This is a genomic window from Archangium gephyra (genome assembly GCF_049060025.1).
GTDB lineage: Bacteria > Myxococcota > Myxococcia > Myxococcales > Myxococcaceae > Archangium > Archangium gephyra_A.
In genome coordinates this window covers 1,911,808-1,930,476 of the sequence record NZ_JBMEQQ010000002.1, presented here as the reverse complement: position 1 = coordinate 1,930,476, position 18,669 = coordinate 1,911,808, and the positions used below count along the sequence as shown (strand labels likewise).

General features: G+C 68.3%; 17 protein-coding genes and 3 pseudogenes. 15 read left to right on the top strand and 5 right to left on the bottom strand.

The genetic code is table 11. The features are described 5' to 3' along the window. Nucleotides 1-35: 35 nt before the first annotated feature. Together ACN28I_RS08355 and ACN28I_RS08350 are read right to left on the bottom strand one after the other, a co-directional pair. Entirely contained in the window at nucleotides 36-1,016 is a 981-nt protein-coding gene (locus ACN28I_RS08355; protein ID WP_420941556.1) for an AAA family ATPase, read from the bottom strand. Between the two features lie 369 nt (nucleotides 1,017-1,385). After that, nucleotides 1,386-1,517, bottom strand: coding sequence for a hypothetical protein (locus ACN28I_RS08350; RefSeq protein WP_420948878.1), 132 nt, complete (start codon nucleotides 1,515-1,517; stop codon nucleotides 1,386-1,388). Between the two features lie 142 nt (nucleotides 1,518-1,659). Between ACN28I_RS08350 and ACN28I_RS08345 the strand changes: the two are divergent. From ACN28I_RS08345 to ACN28I_RS08335, 3 genes and pseudogenes are all read left to right on the top strand, one after another. Next, nucleotides 1,660-1,803: pseudogene (locus ACN28I_RS08345) on the top strand (histidine kinase dimerization/phospho-acceptor domain-containing protein); the annotation flags it as partial. A 191-nt stretch (nucleotides 1,804-1,994) separates the two neighbouring features. Continuing rightward, nucleotides 1,995-3,749 (top strand): ATP-binding protein, encoded by a 1,755-nt coding sequence (locus ACN28I_RS08340; protein WP_420941555.1) that lies wholly within the window; start codon nucleotides 1,995-1,997, stop codon nucleotides 3,747-3,749. 32 nt (nucleotides 3,750-3,781) lie between these two features. Beyond that, nucleotides 3,782-4,168, top strand: a complete 387-nt coding sequence (locus tag ACN28I_RS08335) for a response regulator transcription factor (RefSeq protein ID WP_420941554.1) — start codon at nucleotides 3,782-3,784, stop codon at nucleotides 4,166-4,168. A 79-nt stretch (nucleotides 4,169-4,247) separates the two neighbouring features. Here ACN28I_RS08335 and ACN28I_RS08330 read toward each other — a convergent pair whose 3' ends face one another. Beyond that, nucleotides 4,248-4,574 (bottom strand): STAS domain-containing protein, encoded by a 327-nt coding sequence (locus ACN28I_RS08330; RefSeq protein WP_420941553.1) that lies wholly within the window; start codon nucleotides 4,572-4,574, stop codon nucleotides 4,248-4,250. Nucleotides 4,575-4,774: 200 nt separating this feature from the next. Beyond that, the gene (locus tag ACN28I_RS08325; protein ID WP_420941552.1) at nucleotides 4,775-5,488 is read right to left on the bottom strand and encodes a lytic transglycosylase domain-containing protein; all 714 of its coding nucleotides are present in this window, start codon (nucleotides 5,486-5,488) and stop codon (nucleotides 4,775-4,777) included. Between the two features lie 262 nt (nucleotides 5,489-5,750). Between ACN28I_RS08325 and ACN28I_RS08320 the strand changes: the two genes are divergently transcribed. The 10 genes and pseudogenes from ACN28I_RS08320 to ACN28I_RS08275 all read left to right on the top strand — a co-directional run. Beyond that, a complete protein-coding gene (locus ACN28I_RS08320; RefSeq protein ID WP_143195608.1) occupies nucleotides 5,751-5,906 on the top strand; it encodes a lmo0937 family membrane protein in 156 nt (51 codons plus the stop codon). Next, nucleotides 5,903-6,463, top strand: a complete 561-nt coding sequence (locus ACN28I_RS08315) for a hypothetical protein (RefSeq protein WP_420941551.1) — start codon at nucleotides 5,903-5,905, stop codon at nucleotides 6,461-6,463. Before ACN28I_RS08320 ends, ACN28I_RS08315 begins: the two co-directional genes overlap by 4 nt. Nucleotides 6,464-6,498: 35 nt before the next feature. Continuing rightward, nucleotides 6,499-7,608 (top strand): HupE/UreJ family protein, encoded by a 1,110-nt coding sequence (locus tag ACN28I_RS08310; RefSeq protein WP_420941550.1) that lies wholly within the window; start codon nucleotides 6,499-6,501, stop codon nucleotides 7,606-7,608. 136 nt (nucleotides 7,609-7,744) lie between these two features. After that, nucleotides 7,745-8,146, top strand: a complete 402-nt coding sequence (locus ACN28I_RS08305) for a hypothetical protein (protein ID WP_420941549.1) — start codon at nucleotides 7,745-7,747, stop codon at nucleotides 8,144-8,146. 32 nt (nucleotides 8,147-8,178) lie between these two features. Then, entirely contained in the window at nucleotides 8,179-8,952 is a 774-nt protein-coding gene (locus tag ACN28I_RS08300; RefSeq protein WP_420941548.1) for a hypothetical protein, read from the top strand. Between the two features lie 172 nt (nucleotides 8,953-9,124). Further along, nucleotides 9,125-9,772 (top strand): 50S ribosomal protein L3, encoded by a 648-nt coding sequence (rplC, locus tag ACN28I_RS08295; protein ID WP_420941547.1) that lies wholly within the window; start codon nucleotides 9,125-9,127, stop codon nucleotides 9,770-9,772. A gap of 376 nt (nucleotides 9,773-10,148) precedes the next feature. Beyond that, nucleotides 10,149-10,826, top strand: coding sequence for a hypothetical protein (locus tag ACN28I_RS08290; protein WP_420941546.1), 678 nt, complete (start codon nucleotides 10,149-10,151; stop codon nucleotides 10,824-10,826). Nucleotides 10,827-10,896: 70 nt separating this feature from the next. Then, the gene (locus ACN28I_RS08285) at nucleotides 10,897-11,544 is read left to right on the top strand and encodes a hypothetical protein (protein ID WP_420941545.1); all 648 of its coding nucleotides are present in this window, start codon (nucleotides 10,897-10,899) and stop codon (nucleotides 11,542-11,544) included. Between the two features lie 100 nt (nucleotides 11,545-11,644). After that, nucleotides 11,645-13,063 carry a hypothetical protein gene (locus ACN28I_RS08280; RefSeq protein ID WP_420941544.1) on the top strand — a complete coding sequence of 473 codons (1,419 nt, stop codon included), beginning with the start codon at nucleotides 11,645-11,647 and terminating at the stop codon, nucleotides 13,061-13,063. Nucleotides 13,064-13,105: 42 nt separating this feature from the next. Further along, a pseudogene (locus tag ACN28I_RS08275) lies at nucleotides 13,106-14,830 on the top strand (GMC family oxidoreductase); the annotation flags it as partial. Between the two features lie 90 nt (nucleotides 14,831-14,920). On the opposite strand, the gene ACN28I_RS08270 reads toward ACN28I_RS08275, so the two are convergent. Further along, nucleotides 14,921-16,318, bottom strand: a complete 1,398-nt coding sequence (locus ACN28I_RS08270) for a sigma 54-interacting transcriptional regulator (protein ID WP_420941543.1) — start codon at nucleotides 16,316-16,318, stop codon at nucleotides 14,921-14,923. A gap of 467 nt (nucleotides 16,319-16,785) precedes the next feature. Here ACN28I_RS08270 and ACN28I_RS08265 point away from each other — a divergent pair, with 467 nt between their 5' ends. Further along, on the top strand, nucleotides 16,786-17,559 hold the full coding sequence (locus ACN28I_RS08265; RefSeq protein ID WP_420941542.1) for an outer membrane beta-barrel domain-containing protein: 774 nt from the start codon (nucleotides 16,786-16,788) through the stop codon (nucleotides 17,557-17,559). Between the two features lie 14 nt (nucleotides 17,560-17,573). Further along, a pseudogene (locus tag ACN28I_RS08260) lies at nucleotides 17,574-18,666 on the top strand (outer membrane beta-barrel domain-containing protein). Nucleotides 18,667-18,669: the final 3 nt, after the last annotated feature.

The following is an 18,669-nucleotide window of genomic DNA, read 5'->3' as shown; positions in this document are numbered from 1 at the left end:
CTTGAGGCGCTGCCAGACGGAGCGGGGCGGGGTGCTCACCGGGGCGCGACGACCTTCCGGGCGACCTCTTCGATCAAATGGGTCGCCTCGTCACGGGTGTAGGCGCCCTGGTTGGCGCTGCGCAGCAGGAGCCGGTGGGCCAGGCACGGCGCGAGCACGGCCCGCACGTCGCCGGGCGTGACGAAGTCGCGCGACTCCCAGAGGGCGTGGGCGCGGGCGGCCATGCCCAGCGCGAGCACCGCGCGGGTGGAGGCGCCGCGCTCGATGTCGCCGTGCGAGCGCGTGGCCTGGGCCAGCCGGATGATGTACTCGGCCACGGTGTCGTCCAGGCGCTGGGAGGCCACCTGCGCGCGCAACTCGCTCAGCTCCTCGGGCGAGCTCACCGCCGCCAGGGCCTCCACGGGCGAGGAGGCATCGCGCGTGGTGAGCAGGCGCGCTTCCACCTCGGGAGAGGGGTGGCCCAGCGACAGGCGCATGAGGAAACGGTCGAGCTGCGAGTCCGGCAGCGGATAGGTGCCGGAGAAGTCCACCGGGTTCTGCGTGGCCACCACGGTGAAGGGGCGGGGCAGGAGGTGGGTGGCGCCGTCGAGGGACACCTGGCCCTGGGCCATGGCCTCGAGCAGCGCGGACTGGGTGCGGGGCGGGGCGCGGTTGAGCTCGTCGGCCAGGACGAGCTGGCGGAAGAGGGGCCCGGGGCGGAACGAGAAGGTGGCCGTCTGGGCGTGGAAGACCTGGGCGCCGAGGATGTCGGCCGGCATCAGGTCCGCGGTGAACTGGACGCGGGAGAAGGAGAGGGCGAAGGAGCGGGCGAGAGCTTCCACCAGCGTCGTCTTGCCCACTCCGGGGACGTCTTCGAGCAGCAGGTGTCCACCGGCCACGATGCAGGTGACGGCGAGGCGGACCTCCTTGTCCTTGCCCTGAACCGCCAGGGAGAGATTGGCGGCCACACGCTCCAGCGCGGCCCGCGCCGTGGCGGGGGAGGGAAGGGGACTGACGGCTCTGGCAGGGGAGTTCATCGCGGCCCGCACTCTACTCCAGCCGTGCTTTCCCAAAAGCCCGGGGATTGGAGATCGTCGAGGGGCGGGCAGGCAGGCAGCCCCCGCACTCATCGTCGTGTGGTCCTGAGTGGGAGCGCGCTGCGATATCCCCTCGCCGCTGAGACGCGCCGTGCGAGAGTGGAGAAGCTCGTACACCCGGGAAGGCACTCCATCCATGACTCATGACGCGCACCACGCCACCGAGGCCGCGGCGGATGGAGGCGCCTGGCTCCACGCGCTGACGGAGCTCTTCACCGGCGCCTGGTACATGCCCCACGGGCACTGCTACCTCTGGAAGCCCGGCCTCGTCTGGCTGCACGCCGTCTCCGACACGTTGATTGGCGCGGCCTACGTCCTCATCTCGCTCGTGCTGTACACGCTGGTGCGGCGCATCCGCTTGCCCTTCAGCGGCATGGTCGTCGCCTTCGGCGTCTTCATCGGCGCCTGTGGCCTCACCCACTTCATGGAGGTGTGGAACATCTGGTACTCGGCCTACTGGCTGGCCGGGTGGGTGAAGGCCGTCACCGCCCTCGCCTCGGTGCTCACCGGCGTCTTCCTTCTCAAGGCCAGGCCCACCATCGTCGCCGTCACCGATGCGGCGCGGCTGTCCGAGCAGCGGCGGGTGGAGCTCGAGACGAAGAACCGCGAGCTCGAGGCCCTCTACGCCCGCCTGCGCGAGGCCGATGAGCTCAAGACGCAGTTCTTCGCCAACGTCTCCCACGAGCTGCGCACGCCCCTCGCCCTCATCCTCGGGCCCATGGAGCGGTTGCTCTCCGCCGGGGACACGTCCGCCGGGCTCCGGCGGGAAGCTCGAGGTGGTCGAGCGCAACGCGCGCCTGCTGCTCCGGCACGTCAATGCGCTCCTGGACGTGTCCAAGCTGGATGCCGGAGCCATGCATCCGGTCTATGCGGAGACCGACCTCGCCGCGCTCGTGCGCCTGGGGGCCGCCAACTTCGATGGCCTCGCGCGCGAGCGCGGCATCACCTTCGAGGCTCGATGCGCCGGCCACGCTGCCGGCCCAGGCGGATGTGGAGAAGCTCGAGCGCGTCCTGCTCAACCTCCTGTCCAACGCCTTCAAGTTCACCCCCGCCGGCGGGCACGTGCGCTGTGTGCTGGGGGCGCATGACGGCCGCGCGCGGCTCGTCGTGGAGGACTCGGGGCCCGGTGTGCCCGCGGACATGCGCGAGGCCATCTTCGAGCGCTTCCGTCAGGCGGAAGCGGGCATCAACCGCCAGTTCGGCGGTACGGGCCTGGGGCTCGCCATCGCCCGCGACTTCGTGCGCCTGCACAAGGGACGCATCTGGGTGGAGGAGGCGTCCGGGGGAGGGGCGCGCTTCGCGATGGAAATGCCGCTCCGGGCGCCCGAGGGCACCCCCGTGCGGCCCGTGCCCGCCGTGGCGGAGGAGGCGCTGAGGGCCGAGGCGTCCGGGGCCGCCGAGGAGTTGCGCGTGCGGGCACCTCGGATGCCCGCCTCCACCGCGCCGGCGCCGGAGAACGCGCCCACCGTCCTGGTGGTGGAGGACACGCCGGACCTGCGCGACTTCGTGGCCCGGACGCTCGGGCAGGAGTTCCGCGTGGAGGTGGCCGCGGACGGCGAGGAGGGCCTGCGCAAGGCGGAGGCGCTGCGTCCCGACGTCCTCGTCACCGACATCATGATGCCGCGGATGAGTGGGGATGTGCTGCTGCGCGAGGTGCGTGCCCGGGCCGGTCTGGAGGCCACCCCCGTCCTGTTGCTGTCAGCCCGGGCCGACGATGCGCTGCGCGTCAGGCTCCTCAACAGCGGCGCCCAGGACTACCTGGTGAAACCCTTTCTGGGGGGCGAGCTCATCGCCCGCGTGCGAAACCTCGCCACCCTCAAGCGCACCCGGGACGCCCTCCAGGAGGAGCTGAAGGTGTACTCGGGAGATGTGGAGTCCCTCGCCCGGGAGCTCGCCCTGCGCAAGCGGGAACTGGAGACCGCGCTCGAGGCCACCCAGGCCGCCCGCGAGCAGGCCCAGAAGGCCAGCGACTTCAAGAGCACGCTCCTCCGGCTCCTCTCCCATGAGCTGCGGACTCCCCTGTCCGTGATTCAGCTCAACCTCCACCTGCTGGGGCGGGAGCGGGAGGCGCTCTCCGCGCGGCAACAGGGCCTGCTCGAGAAGCTGACGCGGGGGAGCTCGCGGCTCCACCACCTGATGGAGACCATCCTCGAATACACCCGGCTGGAGGCGGGCCGCGTGCAGCTCACCGTGTCCGAGGTGGAGCTGTCCGCCCTCGCCCGTGAAGTCGCCGAGGAGTACCGGCCCGAGGCCCAGCGGAAGCTGCTCGCCCTGGAGCTTCGCCTGCCGCCCCAGCCCGTCCTCGTGCGGACGGACGCGCGGCTCCTCCAACTCGTCCTCCTCCACCTCGTGAACAACGCCGTGAAGTACACCGAGCGGGGCTCGGTCGAGGTGTCCGTCGAGGAACTGCCCGAGGCCTGTCTCCTCTCGGTGCAAGATACCGGACGAGGGATTGCCCCGGAGGACCAGGTGCGTATCTTCGAGCCCTTCCAGCAGTTGGAGGACGTGCAGCGCAAGGGCTCGCCGGGGTTGGGCCTCGGGCTCGTACTGGTCAAGCAACTGGCGGAGATGCTCGGAGCCCGCATCTCCATCATTTCGGAAGTAGGAAGGGGCAGTACTTTTGTTGTCACCCTGCCGTCCGGAAGGGGAGGGCCGCACGAGGCCCTGACCTGACGAGCCGGCGCCTCTTTCACAACGGGGAATGCGTGAGCGCACCTGGGCACGAAGACATCATCCTGGTGGTGGAGGACGACGAGGATCTCCGCGACAGCGTCTGCATGGTGCTGGAAATGGAGGGCTTCCAGGCCGTGGGCGTCTTCAATGGGCTGGAGGCCTTGCACTACCTGCAGGCCCACGCGCCTCCGTGCGTCATCCTGTTGGATTTGATGATGCCCGGGATGAGTGGCGGTGAGTTTCGCGCGCGTCAGCTCGAGGACTCACTCTTCGCTCGCGTGCCCACCATCGTGGTGTCGGCCATGGAGGTCGGCCATCAGCAGGAGCAGGTGTTGAACGCGGCGGGCTACCTCACCAAGCCGGTCAACGCGAAGCAGCTCTCCCACACCGTGCGGCAACACTGCCAGGCGGCCGCCTAGGGGAACCGCCACCCGCCCCATCCGGGCGAGCGGCGGCTCGAGACCCCGCGGCACCGCGCTGCACGCGGGGAAACCCTCGTCAGGCGAGGACTTCCTCGGGCGTGTAGTACGCGCGCGACGGGGCGATGGTGCCGGTGCTCAGGCCGAAGTAGCGGAACATCCGCTCATGGTGGCCGGCGAGCCCCCGGAACTGCACCTTGCGCTCCGCCATGCCGTGGGTCAGCACCGCCACGGCCGAGTCACGGAACTCCTTCAGGTGGCTGAAATCCACCACCACTTCGCGCGCACCCAGCTCCTCCAGGGAACTGCTCAGCGTCTTGGCGGTGCGACCATCCAGCGTGCCCGTGAGCCGCAGGGTCAACTGCCCCGCGAGTTCTTCTCGTTGAATCTCAAGCCCCGCTACCATGGTTCGTCTCTCTCCATAATGCCGCATGCGTCCACGCGGAGCCGGGTGTGTCGGGACACCCGGTCCGGGGTGGAACCACCCACCCCGGCGCACAAAGACCGGCAACGCACAGTGCTTCCGTTTTCTCGGGAAAGGCAGTCACGTCCCTGAAAAAACCGCCGCACTGTCGGAGATCAGTCGGGATGACTGTTCTCCACCTATCACCCCGGTCCGCCAGAAGTTTCCTTCTGGGCTTCCCGCAGGGAGACCTCGCGGGCCTGCTGGGCCTTGAGGCGGCGGAACTCCTTCATCACCTTGGCCGGGTAGCCCGCCATGAAGCGGTCGCGCTTCTCCTTCTTGGAGAGGATCTTCTTGGCCAGCCCCGGACCCGCGTTGTAGGCCACCAGCGCCCGCTCCGGAGAGCCGAAGCGCTGGATGAGATCCGCCAGGTACGCCGTTCCCAGCTCCACGTTCAGTTCCGAATCGAACAGATTGGTGTGGCGCTGCAGCTTGAAGCCCGCCTTGTCCGCCAGGTAGTCGCCGGTGTCCGGCATCACCTGCATCAGCCCCATGGCTCCCACGTGGGACACCGCGTAGTTGTTGAAGGAGCTCTCGCAGCGGATGACCGCCACCACCAGCATGGGGTCCACCTTGTTGCGCCGGGCCTCGCGGACAATGGCCATGGCCAGCCGCCGCTGCTGGCGCTCGGGCAGCCGGGAGGCCCGCACCGCGGCCACGATCCCCAGCCTCTCCGCCTCCTCATAGAACGACGCCTCCTCCTCGAGCCGTGCCAGGTGGGCCTCCTGCGCCGCCAGCTTCGCGCGCAGCTCGGCCACCTCCGGACTGCTCTCCCCTGGGAAGTAGGGCTGGAAGGCCCCCGCCTCCATCCCCACCAACATCCCCGCCGTCACCATCGCCACCGTCCACCCTCGCATACACACCCTCCCCACGCGCTCCGAACCGGCCACGCGTCCGTGTGGCAGATGACCGCAGCACAAAGCAGCGGGCGTGCCATCCGGCAAACGCCTGAAATCACGAGGACGGCCTGGGAAGTGGGAAGTGGGAGGCCGGAAAAAAAGTCCGATCTGGGAACGCATTTGCCCACCCCGGGACTGTCGAAAGGAGGGGTTGCCACAACCCATCAGGTGTCCCAGCTTTGCGCACGGTTCCGAGACCATCGGGAGAGGAGTGGGCGGCGTGTACTGGACGATGAGTGCGATCCTGTTCGTGCTGTGGGTGCTCGGGCTGATCAGCGGCTCGACCGAGGGCAGGTGGATTCACCTTCTATTGATATTCTCCATGGTGACGCTGATCCTCGCGCTGGCGCGGCGGGGGAGGGGAGCCCTCGCATGAGGCGGGCCCCGGCGATCATCGATCTGGAGCTGCCGCGGGACGCGAGCGGCTTTGTGCGGCGCGAGTGTCCGCAGTGCCAGCGGGACTTCAAGACGCGGCCGTGCCGCCATGACGCGAGCATCCTGCAGCGCCGGCTGGCCTCGCTCTTCCCCTTCGAGAACGCCCACGAGAGCTTCGACGAGGTGCCCGACTGGTGGTGCCTCTATTGTGGCTACCGGGCGCCGGGGGACGAGTGGCTCACCCCCAGCCAGCAGGCCCATGTGGAGGCCGTGGCACGCGCCTGGGCCAACCACGTGCGCTACGAGCAGCTGGCCTACGTGTCGCGCACCCTCTCGCTCAACCCCCGGCCCACCTTCGTCAGCGTGGAGCCGGAGGCCCTGCCCGGGCCCATGCCCCCGGACACGGATGATCTGCGGATCATCCCCCTGGTGTGCTGCGGTGAGGAGGTGAAGGCCCTCTGGGACTGGGAGGGCCCGCTCTTCTGCCCGCGCTGCGGCTCCCGGCACGGGGGCTTGAGCGGCCGGCAGCAGATCCACCTGGAATTCATCCAGGAGTAGACGAAAGCGGGCCCGCGGGGGCACTCTCGGGCCCGATGAGGCGGACGGCCCGGCTGGCGCTACCGCTCGTGCTCCTGGCCGTGGCCGGGAGTGCGAGCGCCCACGATGCGGACATCCTCTACGCGCAGCTCTGGCGCTCCGAGACGGGCGGGCCGGAGGTGCGCGAGCGCCTCACCCTCACGGCGGACACGCTCGCCCTGCTCATTCCCGCCGCCGACGCGGACGGGGACGGTGCGCTCACCCAGGGGGACCTGGACGCGCGCGCGCCGGCGCTGGCGGTGGGCATCTGGGACGCCCTCCCCCTGAGCGCCGGGGGCCGGCCCTGTGCCCGGAGCGAGACCAGCGCCCGGATACGCGCGTCCTTCGTGGAGCTCGGCGCCACCTTCCAGTGCGCGCCCGGCGAGCTCCGCCAGCGCTTCTCCCTGCTGTCCGTGCTGCCGTCCAACTACAAGGTGGTGCTCGGCAGCTACATCCAGGGCGAGCAGGGGCAGCGCTTCGCGGATGCCTCCCAGCCCACACTCGTGGTGTCCGACGGAGGGTCCGGCGGAGTGTCCGGGCCCGGACAACCCGGCCCGGAGCGCGTCTCGGGGCTGCTCGACTGGGTAGGCCTGGGCGTCATCCACATCTTCGGGGGCATCGATCACCTGGCCTTCCTGCTGGCCCTGCTGCTGGTGGGGGGGAGCTTGAAGCGGGTGCTGCTGCTGGTGACGGCCTTCACCGTGGCCCATTCCCTGACGCTGGGCGCCACGGCCCTGGGCTTCATCCTCCTGGACGATGCGCGCACGCGCTGGGTGGAGGCGGCCATCGCCGCGTCCATCATCTGGGTGGCGCTGGAGAACCTGCTGCTGCGCGAGCACCGCCACCGGGCCCTGCTGACGTTCCTCTTCGGGCTGGTGCACGGCTTCGGCTTCGCCAGCGTGCTGGGGAGCTACGGCCTGGGTGACTCGGTGGTGACGGGCCTGTTCGGCTTCAACCTCGGCGTGGAGCTGGGGCAGGCCGCCATCGTCGCCGTGCTCTACCCCCTCGTCCGGCTGGTGCAGCGCAGGCCGGAGTTGCACCAGCGGACAGTGCGTGCTCTGTCGCTCCTCATCCTCGCGGCCGGGGGATATTGGTTGATGGAGCGCGCACTGGGCCCGATCGGTTGAATCCTCGCGAATCCATCCCTAGTTTGCTCGCGGGATTGGGGGCAGCACCTGGGGAGGGCCGATGGGCGCAAGGCATACCCGCTTGGCAGCAGCACTTGCCGCGGCATGGGAATCCGAGGTTGTTTCGGCACGTCGTATGACGATGCTGGCCGAGCGGCTCGGGGATAGCCGCGGACGGGCGCGGCTGATGGTACTCGCCGCTTTCTGCAGGGCACACGCCTCGCGGCTGTTGGCCCGGCTGGCGGCGCTCGGCCGCGGGCCGCTGCCCGTGCCGCCCGAGGAGATCAACCTCGACGAGGACACGGTGATGGAGCTGCGCCGGGAGGGGGCCTTCGCCCGTGCCTCGGCCGCCCGTTACGAATCCACCGCCGAGCTGGCCCGGCAGCACGCGGACCTGTCCAGCGCCTGGGTCTGCGAGCTCAACCGCACCGAGGAACAGGATCGGGCCCGGGAGCTCTTCGCCCTGGCCGAGGGCGCCGCCCAGGCCGCCGCGGAGGCCAACATGTCCTCGGCCGCCGCCGCTCCGGCCGATAGCTGACAGCCTGCTGGCCTTGGGCGTAAAACACGCCCATGGCCAAGGCGGAGAGCTACAACGATTTGATTTTCCAGCTCGGCGACCTCTCGAGAGATCGCCTGGCGGGCAAGCCCAACTGTCCCCGGACCATGGATCGCGTCTACCGCGCCGAGGCGGCGCTGGTGGCCCGCCGGGACGAGCTGGCCGCGCTCGAGCAGCAGATGAACGACGAGGACGCGGCCTGGCAGGAGTACCTCGCCCAGTACGAGGCGCAGCGGGCGGCCCAGTTCGAGATCGTCAAGAAGTGGAAGAAGGCGGTGGACGCCGTGGAGGGGACGACCAAGACCCTCCGCAAGACGCTGTCCAACCGCCGGGCGGATCTCCGCTACGCCCAGGACGCGCTCAAGAAGCTGGAGAAGAAGCACGGCGACCTGGAGCTCGTCACCACGGACGAGTCCAAGCTGGCGCTCTCCCGCGAGAACATCAAGAAGAACCGCATCCAGATGATGCGCCTGACGCGTGAGGTGGAAGACCTCGAGCATCAGGTCGAGGTGGCGCTCACTCCCAAGCCCGGGCAGCCCGGCGCGGCGGGCATCCTGGCGCACAAGCGCATGCTCGACATGGAAGACGAGATGAACGCCCAGAAGGAGGCAGTCGACCAGGCGATGGCGGAGATCGACCGGGCGATCGCCGAGAAGGAGACCGAGGTCCAGGCCGCGGAGGATTATCTGGACCAGGCGTTGTTCCTCCTCGGCGAGGACGTCTACGCCCAGCGCATCCAGGACGCGCAGCTCGCCCCGTTCTACCCGCGCCTGGATCGCGCGCAGTGAAGTGGCTCCCGCCCTCCGTGCTTGACGGTGGGGGGTAAGCTGCTACATTGCGCCGCTTCCTGGCGTCCGGGGAACTGAAGTCGGACGCAAACTGCTGAAATCATTGACGTTTCCGCGCACATGCGCGGGTTGTGAGGACGACGTGAAGGGTCTTATCGGTAAGAAGGTTGGAATGACCCAGGTGTTCAACGAGGAGGGTAACCTCGTTCCCGTGACGGTGGTCGACGTCAACACCTGCCAGGTCGTGGGCAAGCGCACGCCGGAGAAGGACCAGTACTCGGCGGTGACGCTGGGCTTCGGTGAAATTCGCGAGAAGAGCCTGAACAAGCCCAAGCTGGGCTTCTTCAAGAAGAGCGGCGCCGCGCTGCGCCGTCACCTGAAGGAGTTCCGCGTGTCTCCCGAGGAGGCCGCGGGCTTCAACGTGGGCGACGCCGTCAAGGCGGACCTGTTCACCAAGGGCCAGCTCGTGGACGTCACGGGCGTCACCAAGGGCCGTGGCTTCCAGGGCGTCATGAAGCGCTGGAATTTCAAGGGCTCGCAGACGAAGACGCACGGCACGCACGAGTACCAGCGTCACCCGGGCGCCATCGGTCAGCGTAAGACGCCCGGCCGCGTGTACCCCAACAAGAAGCTGCCCGGTCACTACGGCGTGGAGCAGGTGACCACGCAGAACCTGACCGTGGTGGACGTGGATGTGGAGAAGGGCCTGCTGCTCATCAAGGGCACCGTGGCCGGCCACAACGACGGCATCGTCATCGTCCGCCCGAGCATCAAGGTCGCGCTGCGCGAGCAGCACAAGGCGGCCCGCGCCGCCAAGTAGGCCGTTCCCCTGTGTGTGCCCCCTCCCTCGCCAGGGGGAGGGCCGGACCATCGTCCTACCGAGACTCCAGGCACCGCCACAGGGTTCCTCGACGCCCCGCACCGGCTACCCACCGGGCGGGGCGTTCGTGTTTCCGGGCCCCGACGAGCCGGCGCGGGCCGCGCACATTTCCCGGCTGGTCGCGCGTGAATGCGCTGGGAAGCAGCGTCACGAGGCGGGCCCGTGGGTTGCCGGTGTTGAGCGAAGGAGACTTCGCCAGATGGAGGGCAGGGCGAAGCCGCCTTCGGTCCCGCGCCCCCGGTCCAGCTCTCGCTCCGTACTGGCATGGGGAGTGCCTTGAGGAAGCCGCACAACTGCCTCAAGGAGGAACGAGCCCATGTCTGGCTTCACGACAACGACCACCGCCGGCGCGGTGGCCCGAGTGTGCATCTTCTCCCTCGTACTCCTCTCCGGGTGTCAGAAAACACTTTCGGCATCCACGCAGCCGTCCCACCCGGATGTTCCCCTGCGATTCGAGACGCTGCGGGAACATGTTGGAGAGGAGGAGCACGTCGCGCTCGACATCTACTTCGTCGGCTTTCCCGAGGACCTGCAGGCGGAGGTCCGGGCGCGTCTCTCGGAGCTCCTGTCGTCCCTCCACATCGTGGACGCGAAGCCCTGGTGGATTCCCAACATGCCCAGGTACGGTGCGCCGGAGTTCTCACTCGCTCCCGCTCCTCCCGGGCTCCCCCCCGACCTCGTCCCACCCGATGGCATGATCCGCTACGACGCCATCTCCATGGCGAAAGAGGTGGACCCAGGCACCGGGCGCGTCATCTGGAAGCCGAACAAGGAGCTCGAGGACCTGGTCGATGACTGGCACGGGCGCGTGGATGTCATCAACTACGTCGAGCATGACGGGGCCTACACGGGTGTCCGTTGGCGCGTAGGCCGGCTCCAACTCCACTTCCTGCCCGCCCCACTCCTGCAGCCCCTGTATCCCCGCCTGCGGAAGCTCCAGGACTCCCTTCTCCTCGAGCAATCCTCCGGCCTCCTACAACCTCTACTCGTATGAAGAGCTCTTCTCCTGGCTCTCGGAACAACCGTTCGGCCAGGCGCCGCGTGGCGGGGCGGCCCTGGTCTTCTTGAACCTCGCCGGGCTCGCCGGGGAGAGCTACAGCTTCTACGCGGATCCCACCCGGGATCTGGTGCCGGCCGGGGGGCTCGCTCCAGCGGAGGTGCATTACCCGCCCGCCATCGCCACGACATCCACGAGTCAGCAGAGCGCCGATTTCATGACCGCGGTCCTGGGGGGCGGACTGACCCAGCCCAAGATGATGGCTGCCCTGGAAGTGGAGTGCGCTCAAAGCACGAGCGCAGCGCAGGCGGACATCCGCATTCCAGGCCTGAAGCCAACACAGCCCCTGTGTGCACGGTGGAAGCTGGAGCCCATCCGGAACCTGCTCGGAAACAAGGGGCGCCGGCTCTTCGTGTCGGACACGACCCGGGAGCTCGCTGCGTTCAGCTCGGGCCAGTTGGACCGTCAACGGCTCTTGGACCAGATCGAGGACGGCTTCTTCGAGCTCTACCGCTACGGCGTCCTCCAGACGTCCATCAAGGCCAACAACGTCTATTCCGAAGCCTACGAGCTGAGGACGTTGGTCATCGACCTGCGGCTCGATGCCCTGGAGCTTCTGCTTGTTGGAGAAGCAGAAGGCTCGCATCCCGGAGCCGGCGGCACTGGCTCAATGCCAGGCAGCGCCGCCGGCCGGCCGTGGCGAGAAGACCTATGAGCTATCAGATGTCTTCGACGTGGGCCTGGCTGTTCAATCCTTGAGCCAGTTCAACCCAGGAGACTGGAAGGTAACCTTCGTTCCATTCCCATTCGGATTGATGCCGGACGGCACCATCGACCCGATGAAGGGAGCGCGGCTCAAGGAGCAGCTGAGACAGTTCCTGAACAAGCCGGCCCTGTCGGATCCAACGTCGGGCCAGACCATCACCCTCGCGCATCCCCCCTTGTACCGGAAGCTACAGTTCCCGGACGGGAAGGGCGGAATGATTGAGCTGGGCTCGAGTTGGGAGAAGGGGATGGACTTCCTGATCACCACCTCGGTGCTGACCGCCAGCCCGGCGGAGGGCGGCCTGGGGATTTACGAGGCAGTCTGGCCGGACGCCCAGGTGGTGAACGCAAAGCCGTTCCACGAGACCGGCAAGCGCACCGTGAAGCCCCTGGCGCTCCTGCTCACACCTCCGCCCGATGGACCACGGGGCGAGAAGTGGGGGCCCTTCACCATCAACCTCGCGGTCGTCGCGGGGCTCGGCCTGGTCACGGATTTCGGAGGAGGAGGATTCTGGGTCTCCGTTGCCGGCAATGAGCTGGGAGGAGGCATCCTGCGGAGGGACTTCTCACTGGTGGTGCCTCAATACATCCTGGGCAAGCACCGCGGAAACGGCAGCCAGGTCCCTTATGGCGTCATGCCGGATGGCAGCGTCCAGGCTCAACCCTCGCTCCGGACATTCACCGAGAAGATGCTGGACATGGGCGCGCCTCACTGGTGCAACGAGTTCAACTCCAAGGACGACACCCTGCGCGCCACCTGCCGGAGGTTCGTGCGGACCACCACCACCCTGCAGACCCTCGAGACGCTGCAACACGGACTCGGCTACATGCATGCGCCGGAGCCCCGGAAGCGGTACCACTATGATGGGGAGCGCTCCAGCCTACGGCGGCTCAATGAGCTCCTCGCTTCTCCCCCTGACTGCACGGGCCTGCTGCTGCATCAAATGGTGAATATGTACACGACGGTCGGTGTCTCGACCGTGTGGGGGCCGATCACCTCCGAGTGGAACGGTGTGGGCCCCCAGGCTGGGATGGGAGCGACCCTGCACAGGTCCCACGCAAGGGAGGAGCTCGCGGGTGCGGAGCGGCAACTCGGCTACGCCATCGCCCGGTTCTCCTCTTCCTTTCCCCGGGAGGTGGAGCTCCGGCGCCTCTTGTTGGAGGCCATCCATGTGCACAGCCTCGCCGTGAGGCGCTACGACGACTGGGACTACGAGGGAGCGCTCCGGGAGGCGATGCGCGTGCTGTCCCTGCTGGACCAGGCTCTCACGCGAATGGGCGAGCCCGGCCGCATCCATGATCCACTCACCGAGGTACCTGCGCCCGCGAGCCCGCCCGTCCTCAGGAGCATCGCATCCATCGGGGCCGCTTCCTCCATCGAGTCCTCCTTGAAGGAAGGGGCAGGCCTGCTCGAGCTGCGCGAGGCATACCGGCGGTTCGGCACTCGAGACTGCCAAGGCGTCCCTTGAGCGAGCCCGGAGGTGACGCAGCGGAGGTGACGCGGCGGAGGCATGGGCCCGCGTGACGTGCTCCAGGGCCTGTGGCCAGGGAAAACGTTGTCAGGAGGCCCGGGCAGCAAGCAGGGCTCCTCCGCCTGTCCGGGCCCATCACAAACGCTCCGTCCACAATCCATCCACCCACCGAGCCGGATGAACGGCCGAGGCCCCACGCGCCTCGGGTGCTGGGGGACGGGCTCCTGGCGGAAGGAGAACGTCATGCACGATTATGTCATCGTCGGCGCCGGCTCGGCTGGCTGCGTGCTCGCGGCCCGGCTCAGTGAAGATCCCTCCATCCGCGTCCTCCTCCTCGAGGCCGGCGGTGAGGATCGCAAGCGGGAGATCCAGATCCCCGCTGCGTTCGGCAAGCTCTTCCGGACGGAAGTCGACTGGAACTACCGCACCGAAACCCAGCCCCACCTCGCCGGGCGTTCGCTCTACTGGCCCCGCGGCAAGGTCCTGGGGGGTTCGTCATCGATCAATGCCCAGATGTGGGTGCGGGGCAATCCCGCCGACTATGACGAGTGGGCCCGGTTGGGCAACCCGGGATGGTCGTACCGCGACACCCTCCCTTATTTCCGCCGGGCGGAGGACTGCCAGGAAGGGGCCTCGGAGTACACCGGAGTGGGGGGCCCCATGGGCGTCTCCGCGCTTCGGTCCCCCAATCCCCTGACCCACACCTTCCTGGAGGCCTGCCGCCAGGCCGGCATCCCTCTCAACCCCCGCACCAATCCCAGCTCCCAGGAGGGGAGCTATTACACGCAGGTCTCCCAGCGCCGGGGCGTGCGTTGCTCCGCCGCCGGGGCCTACTTGCGGCCCGCGATGAAGCGGCCCAACCTTGAGGTCCGCACCCAGGCCCACGCCACCGGAATCGTGATCAAACAGGGACGGGCGATGGGGATCCGCTATCTCCAGGGAGGGAGCGAGAAGATCGCGGAGGCCCGGCGGGAAGTGCTCCTGTGCGGTGGAGCCGTGAACTCACCCCAGCTCCTCCTCTTGTCGGGCATTGGTCCGGCGCAGGAGCTCGCCGCGCTGGGGCTCCCGGTCGTCGCGAACCTGCCGGGAGTGGGGCGGAATCTCCTCGATCACCTGACGGTGGCGGTGATCATGGGCGTGCGACGGCCCGTCACACTCCTCGCGGCGGAGACCCCCGCCAATCTGCTCAAGTTCTTGCTGCTGAGGAAGGGGATGCTGACCTCGAATGTCGCCGAGGCCCATGCCTTTGTCCGATCCGCGCCCCACCTGAGTGCCCCCGACCTCGAGCTCGTCTGGGCCCCCTATCCCTACATCAACCATGGGCTGACCCGGCCCACCGGGCACGGCATGACCATCGCCCCGGTGCTGCTCCGTCCAAGAAGCTCTGGCCGGCTCACCCTGCGCTCCCCCAATCCGATGGAGCCACCCATCATCGATCCTCGCTATCTGTCCGATCCCGCGGACCTGGAGCTGCTGATGACCGGGGTGCGTCGAGCGCAGGAGGTGTTCCGCACACCCGCCTTGGCTCGAGAGGAGACAGTTCCCATCGAACCGGAGCCCGGTACCGGGTCCGACGCCGAGCTGAGCACCTTCATCCGCCAGAAAGCCGAGACCCTGTACCATCCGGTGGGGACGTGCCGGATGGGGAGCGATGAGGGGGCGGTCGTCGATTCATCGCTACGGGTCCGAGGGCTCGAGGGCCTCCGGGTGGTAGACGCTTCGGTGATGCCGACCCTCATCCGGGGTCATACCAATGCCCCGACCATCATGATCGCCGAGCGAGCCGCCGACCTGCTCCGGGGTCGTGGGCCCAAGAGGCACGAGCTGGGGGTTGAGGGTCCCTCCAGCCGATCTTCAGGCCCTCTGACCCTCTTCGAGAAATACGCCGGCCGCCTGGGCTCCCCACTGGGCCTTGCGGAGCTGGAGCGCCCGGTCGGTGACGCCGAGCCGCCGGGCGGCGCGCTGGAGGTTGCCCTGCTCCTCCGCGAGGGCGAGCCGGATGGCTGTCTCCGAGGCGATGCGGCCGATGTCCTTGAGCCCCACGCCGCCCCTGAGCGCGCGGCGGATGGACTGGGTGAACGACGTGTCCTGCCACCACCTCGCCGACGCAGCTCCCGCGGGCCGCTCGTCGGGAGGGATGTCTCCCACCGTGATGGGACCATCGCCCACGTGGCTCTTGCAGATGCGGCTGACGAGCTGGCGCAGGTCGCGCACGTTTCCCGGATAGTCGCGCGTGAGCAGGTACTCGCGCACGGGCTCTTCCAGCTCCAGGGGCGGCCTGCCCGGGCGCATCTTCCGGAGGAAGTGGTGCACCAGGGGCAGGAGGTCCTCCGTCCGCTCGCGCAAGGGCGGCAGGTGGCAGATCCAACTGGAGATCCGGTGGAAGAAGTCACGCCGGAAGCCTCCCTGCTCCACCTCCTTGGACAGGTCGCGGTTGGTGGCGCAGATCAGACGGAACCGGGTCTGCTGCCAGGTATTGCCGCCCACCCGCTTGTAGGTGTGCTCCTGCACCACGCGCAGGAGCTGGGCCTGCATCTTCGGCGGCAGCTCGCCCACCTCGTCGAGGAACAGCGTCCCACCGTCGGCCAGCGCGAAGGCCCCATCTCGCGAGGTGGTGGCTCCGGTGAAGGCTCCGCGCTCGTGGCCGAAGAACTCACTGCCGGACAGCTCGGGGACCACCGTCGTGCAGTCGAGCGTCACCAGCTCGCCCTTGTCCGGACGCGGATCCAACGCGTGGATGAGGTGGGCCACCTCCTCCTTGCCAGTCCCGCTCTCGCCCAGCAGCAGGACCGAGGAGTCGGTGAAGGCGGCGGCTTCGATGATCTGCCGCAGCAGCCCGAGCCAGGCGGCGGAACGGCCCACGAGCCGATCCTGTACCTGGGGCGAGGCGATGAGCCGGTCCACGGCGCGCCAGCGCTCCAGCCGTGCGGCGATCTCCGCCGCCGGACTGATGCATCGGTCCCAGGCCAGGACATCGGAGAGGCCCGCGTCGAGCAGGCGCCAGCAGGCATCGTTGCCGAGCATCGCGCCGGAGGTGGCCACTCCCAACACGCGCGCTTCCGGGCACAGGCGCAACTCATTCAAGGCCTCCAGGGTCGCGGGCCCCATTTCATCGAAGACGAGCAGCCCCGGGCCGGAGACCTCCTCCCTCCTGACCGGCTTCACCTTCACCCCCGCCTCCTGCAGGGCCTTCATCATGGCAGGGAAGGTGCTACCAGAGCGCTCCACCAACCGGATCCACGCCTCGAACATGTGAACGCACCTGTATGGGTCTGGGCTTGCGTATTCTTTTTTCAGGTCCGCAATGAATTGCAAGAGAGCGCCCGTGCTCCATTGCCGATAAAGATTGCCATCAACGAGCCATTACCCCCAGGGAGCATGCTATTGCATCAATCAGGAATAGCCGGAATCGAATAAAATCAGGATAAGCATGTTTTTATTCGGCCGTCGTCTGCCTGGGCCTTGTCCCCGGGCCGGGGCGGGCCCCCGGACTCAATGGAGGGAGAGGGGCCGGACGTCTGCCGCGCGGCACCTGTCGGTTTGGAGACAGTCACCCGGGCCGGAGGAGGACGTCGGAAGCCCCATGCGCCGGGTTTCGCGGGGGGAAAACGTTGGCCAACGTGCGTTGGCATGCCGTGTGTAGACGAATCCACACCCCGAGTGAGCCTGGTCCCTTGCTCCTGGGTGATCGCGTGCCCACATGTCCGAGCCACACGGCTATGACTGCACGCAACCTTCCAAATTTCGTTTCGCTGGCCCTGGTGCTGACGGCGCTGTCCGCCTCGGCGCAGGAGCAGGTGCTGGACCCGGCCGCCGTGCGCCACCGGCTCTTCTCGCCCGGGGAGCGGCTGGAGGCGTCCTTCACGGTCGGGCTGCCGGCGCGCGAGTACCTCACCGCGCACTACAACCTGAACGCCGGCCTGGCCTACAACTTCTTCAACACGCTCGGCGTGGAGGCCCGCGCGGGGTACGCGCTCAGCCGCCACACGGGCCTGGCGCGCTCCATCTCCGAGAGCTTCCTCGCCCGTGAGGACAAGAAGATCACGGACGAGCTCGAGGACATGTGGGAGATGAATCTGCACGGCGTGGTGGGGGCCCGCTGGGCGCCCATCTACGGCAAGCTGTCGCTGCTCGCCGATGAGACGGCCCACTTCCAGGCCTACCTCTGGGCCGGTGGCGGCCTGGCCTCGCTGCGGCGCCAGTCCATCATCCAGTGCTCGCAGGTGGGGGACCGCGATGTGGGGGCCTGCTCCCAGTGGCGCGTCGAGACGCGCATGGCGCCGGTGGCCACGGGCGCGGCGGGCTTCCGCTTCTTCCTGGCCAACGGGCACGCGCTGCGCTTCGAGCTGCGCGACTGGGTCTTCGCGGACCAGTACCGCGTGAACGTGCAGCGCGAGGACTGGGAGGCGGGGCGGGAGAGTGGTGAGCCCGCGCCCAACCCGGGCTTCACGCACCTGGTTCAGTTCGATATCGGCTACTCCTTCATCTTCTGAGGCTGACGTCCCGCATGCGACCGACCTCGTTCTTCGCCGTTCTCCTGTCCGCCACGCTGGCGTCCGCGCAGGAGGAAACCCCGGCGGCGCCGCCCTCGGAGATGGCGCCCATTCCCGTGAAGCCGGAGCCCCGGCCCCCGGCGCCCGACGTTCCCGCGCCGCCCGCGCCCGAGGCCCTGGATACCCAGGCGCCCGTGTCTCCGGCGGACGCCCCGCTGGCCGAGCCCGAGCTTCCAGCCGGTGGCGGATCCGAATGAGCAGCGCCTGGTGAACGGGGCGCCGCTGCACAACCCGAACGTGGCCGTCCACGTGGTGCAGAAGAAGCGCTTCGCGGACGAGGGCCGGCACGAGTTCACGCTCTACCCGGTGGTGGGGCAGGTGAATGGCCGCTTCACCGAGCACGCGGGCAGCGCGCTGCACTACACCTACCACCTGCAGGAGAACTTCGGCCTGCAGATCTCCACCAACTACAACTGGTACTCCAACGAGAGCCTCTTCAACCTGGAGCTCATCGACAAGGTGCGCGAGCAGGCGCAGGCGGCCTCGGCGCTGCTGCTGGTGTGGGGCGCGCAGGCGGGCGTGGAGGTGACGCCGCTCTACGGCAAGTTCACCTTCTACGACAACCACCTGCTGCAGTTCGGCCTCGTGCTCAACGGCGGCGCGGGCATCGGCTCCACGCGCGTGCTCGTGCGCCCCGAGGTCTCCAACCAGGTGGACGGCGAGTCCTTCACCGTCCCGGCGCGGTTCGCCGACACGGGGATGAAGTTCCTCGGCTCGGTGGGCGGCGGCTTCCGCGTGCAGTTCGGCGACTCCATGGCGCTGCGCCTGGAGGTGAGGAATCTCGTCTACACCGCGCGCGTGGACCGGGTGGATGGCTGCAACCTGCAGGACTTCCAGAAGCTGGAGGACGCGCGGGGCAGCGGCCGGCCCTTCTCGGAGCTGGGACTGACGGGGAGCTGCCAGTTCCAGAAGTTCGACGGGGTGGACCCGAAGACGCGCAAGAACTACCGCGAGGACATCGTCCTGGGGAAGGACCTGGTCGGCAATCCCTCTTCGGACGTGCTCAACAACCTCAGCTTCTACGGCGGCTTCTCCTTCCTCTTCTGAGTC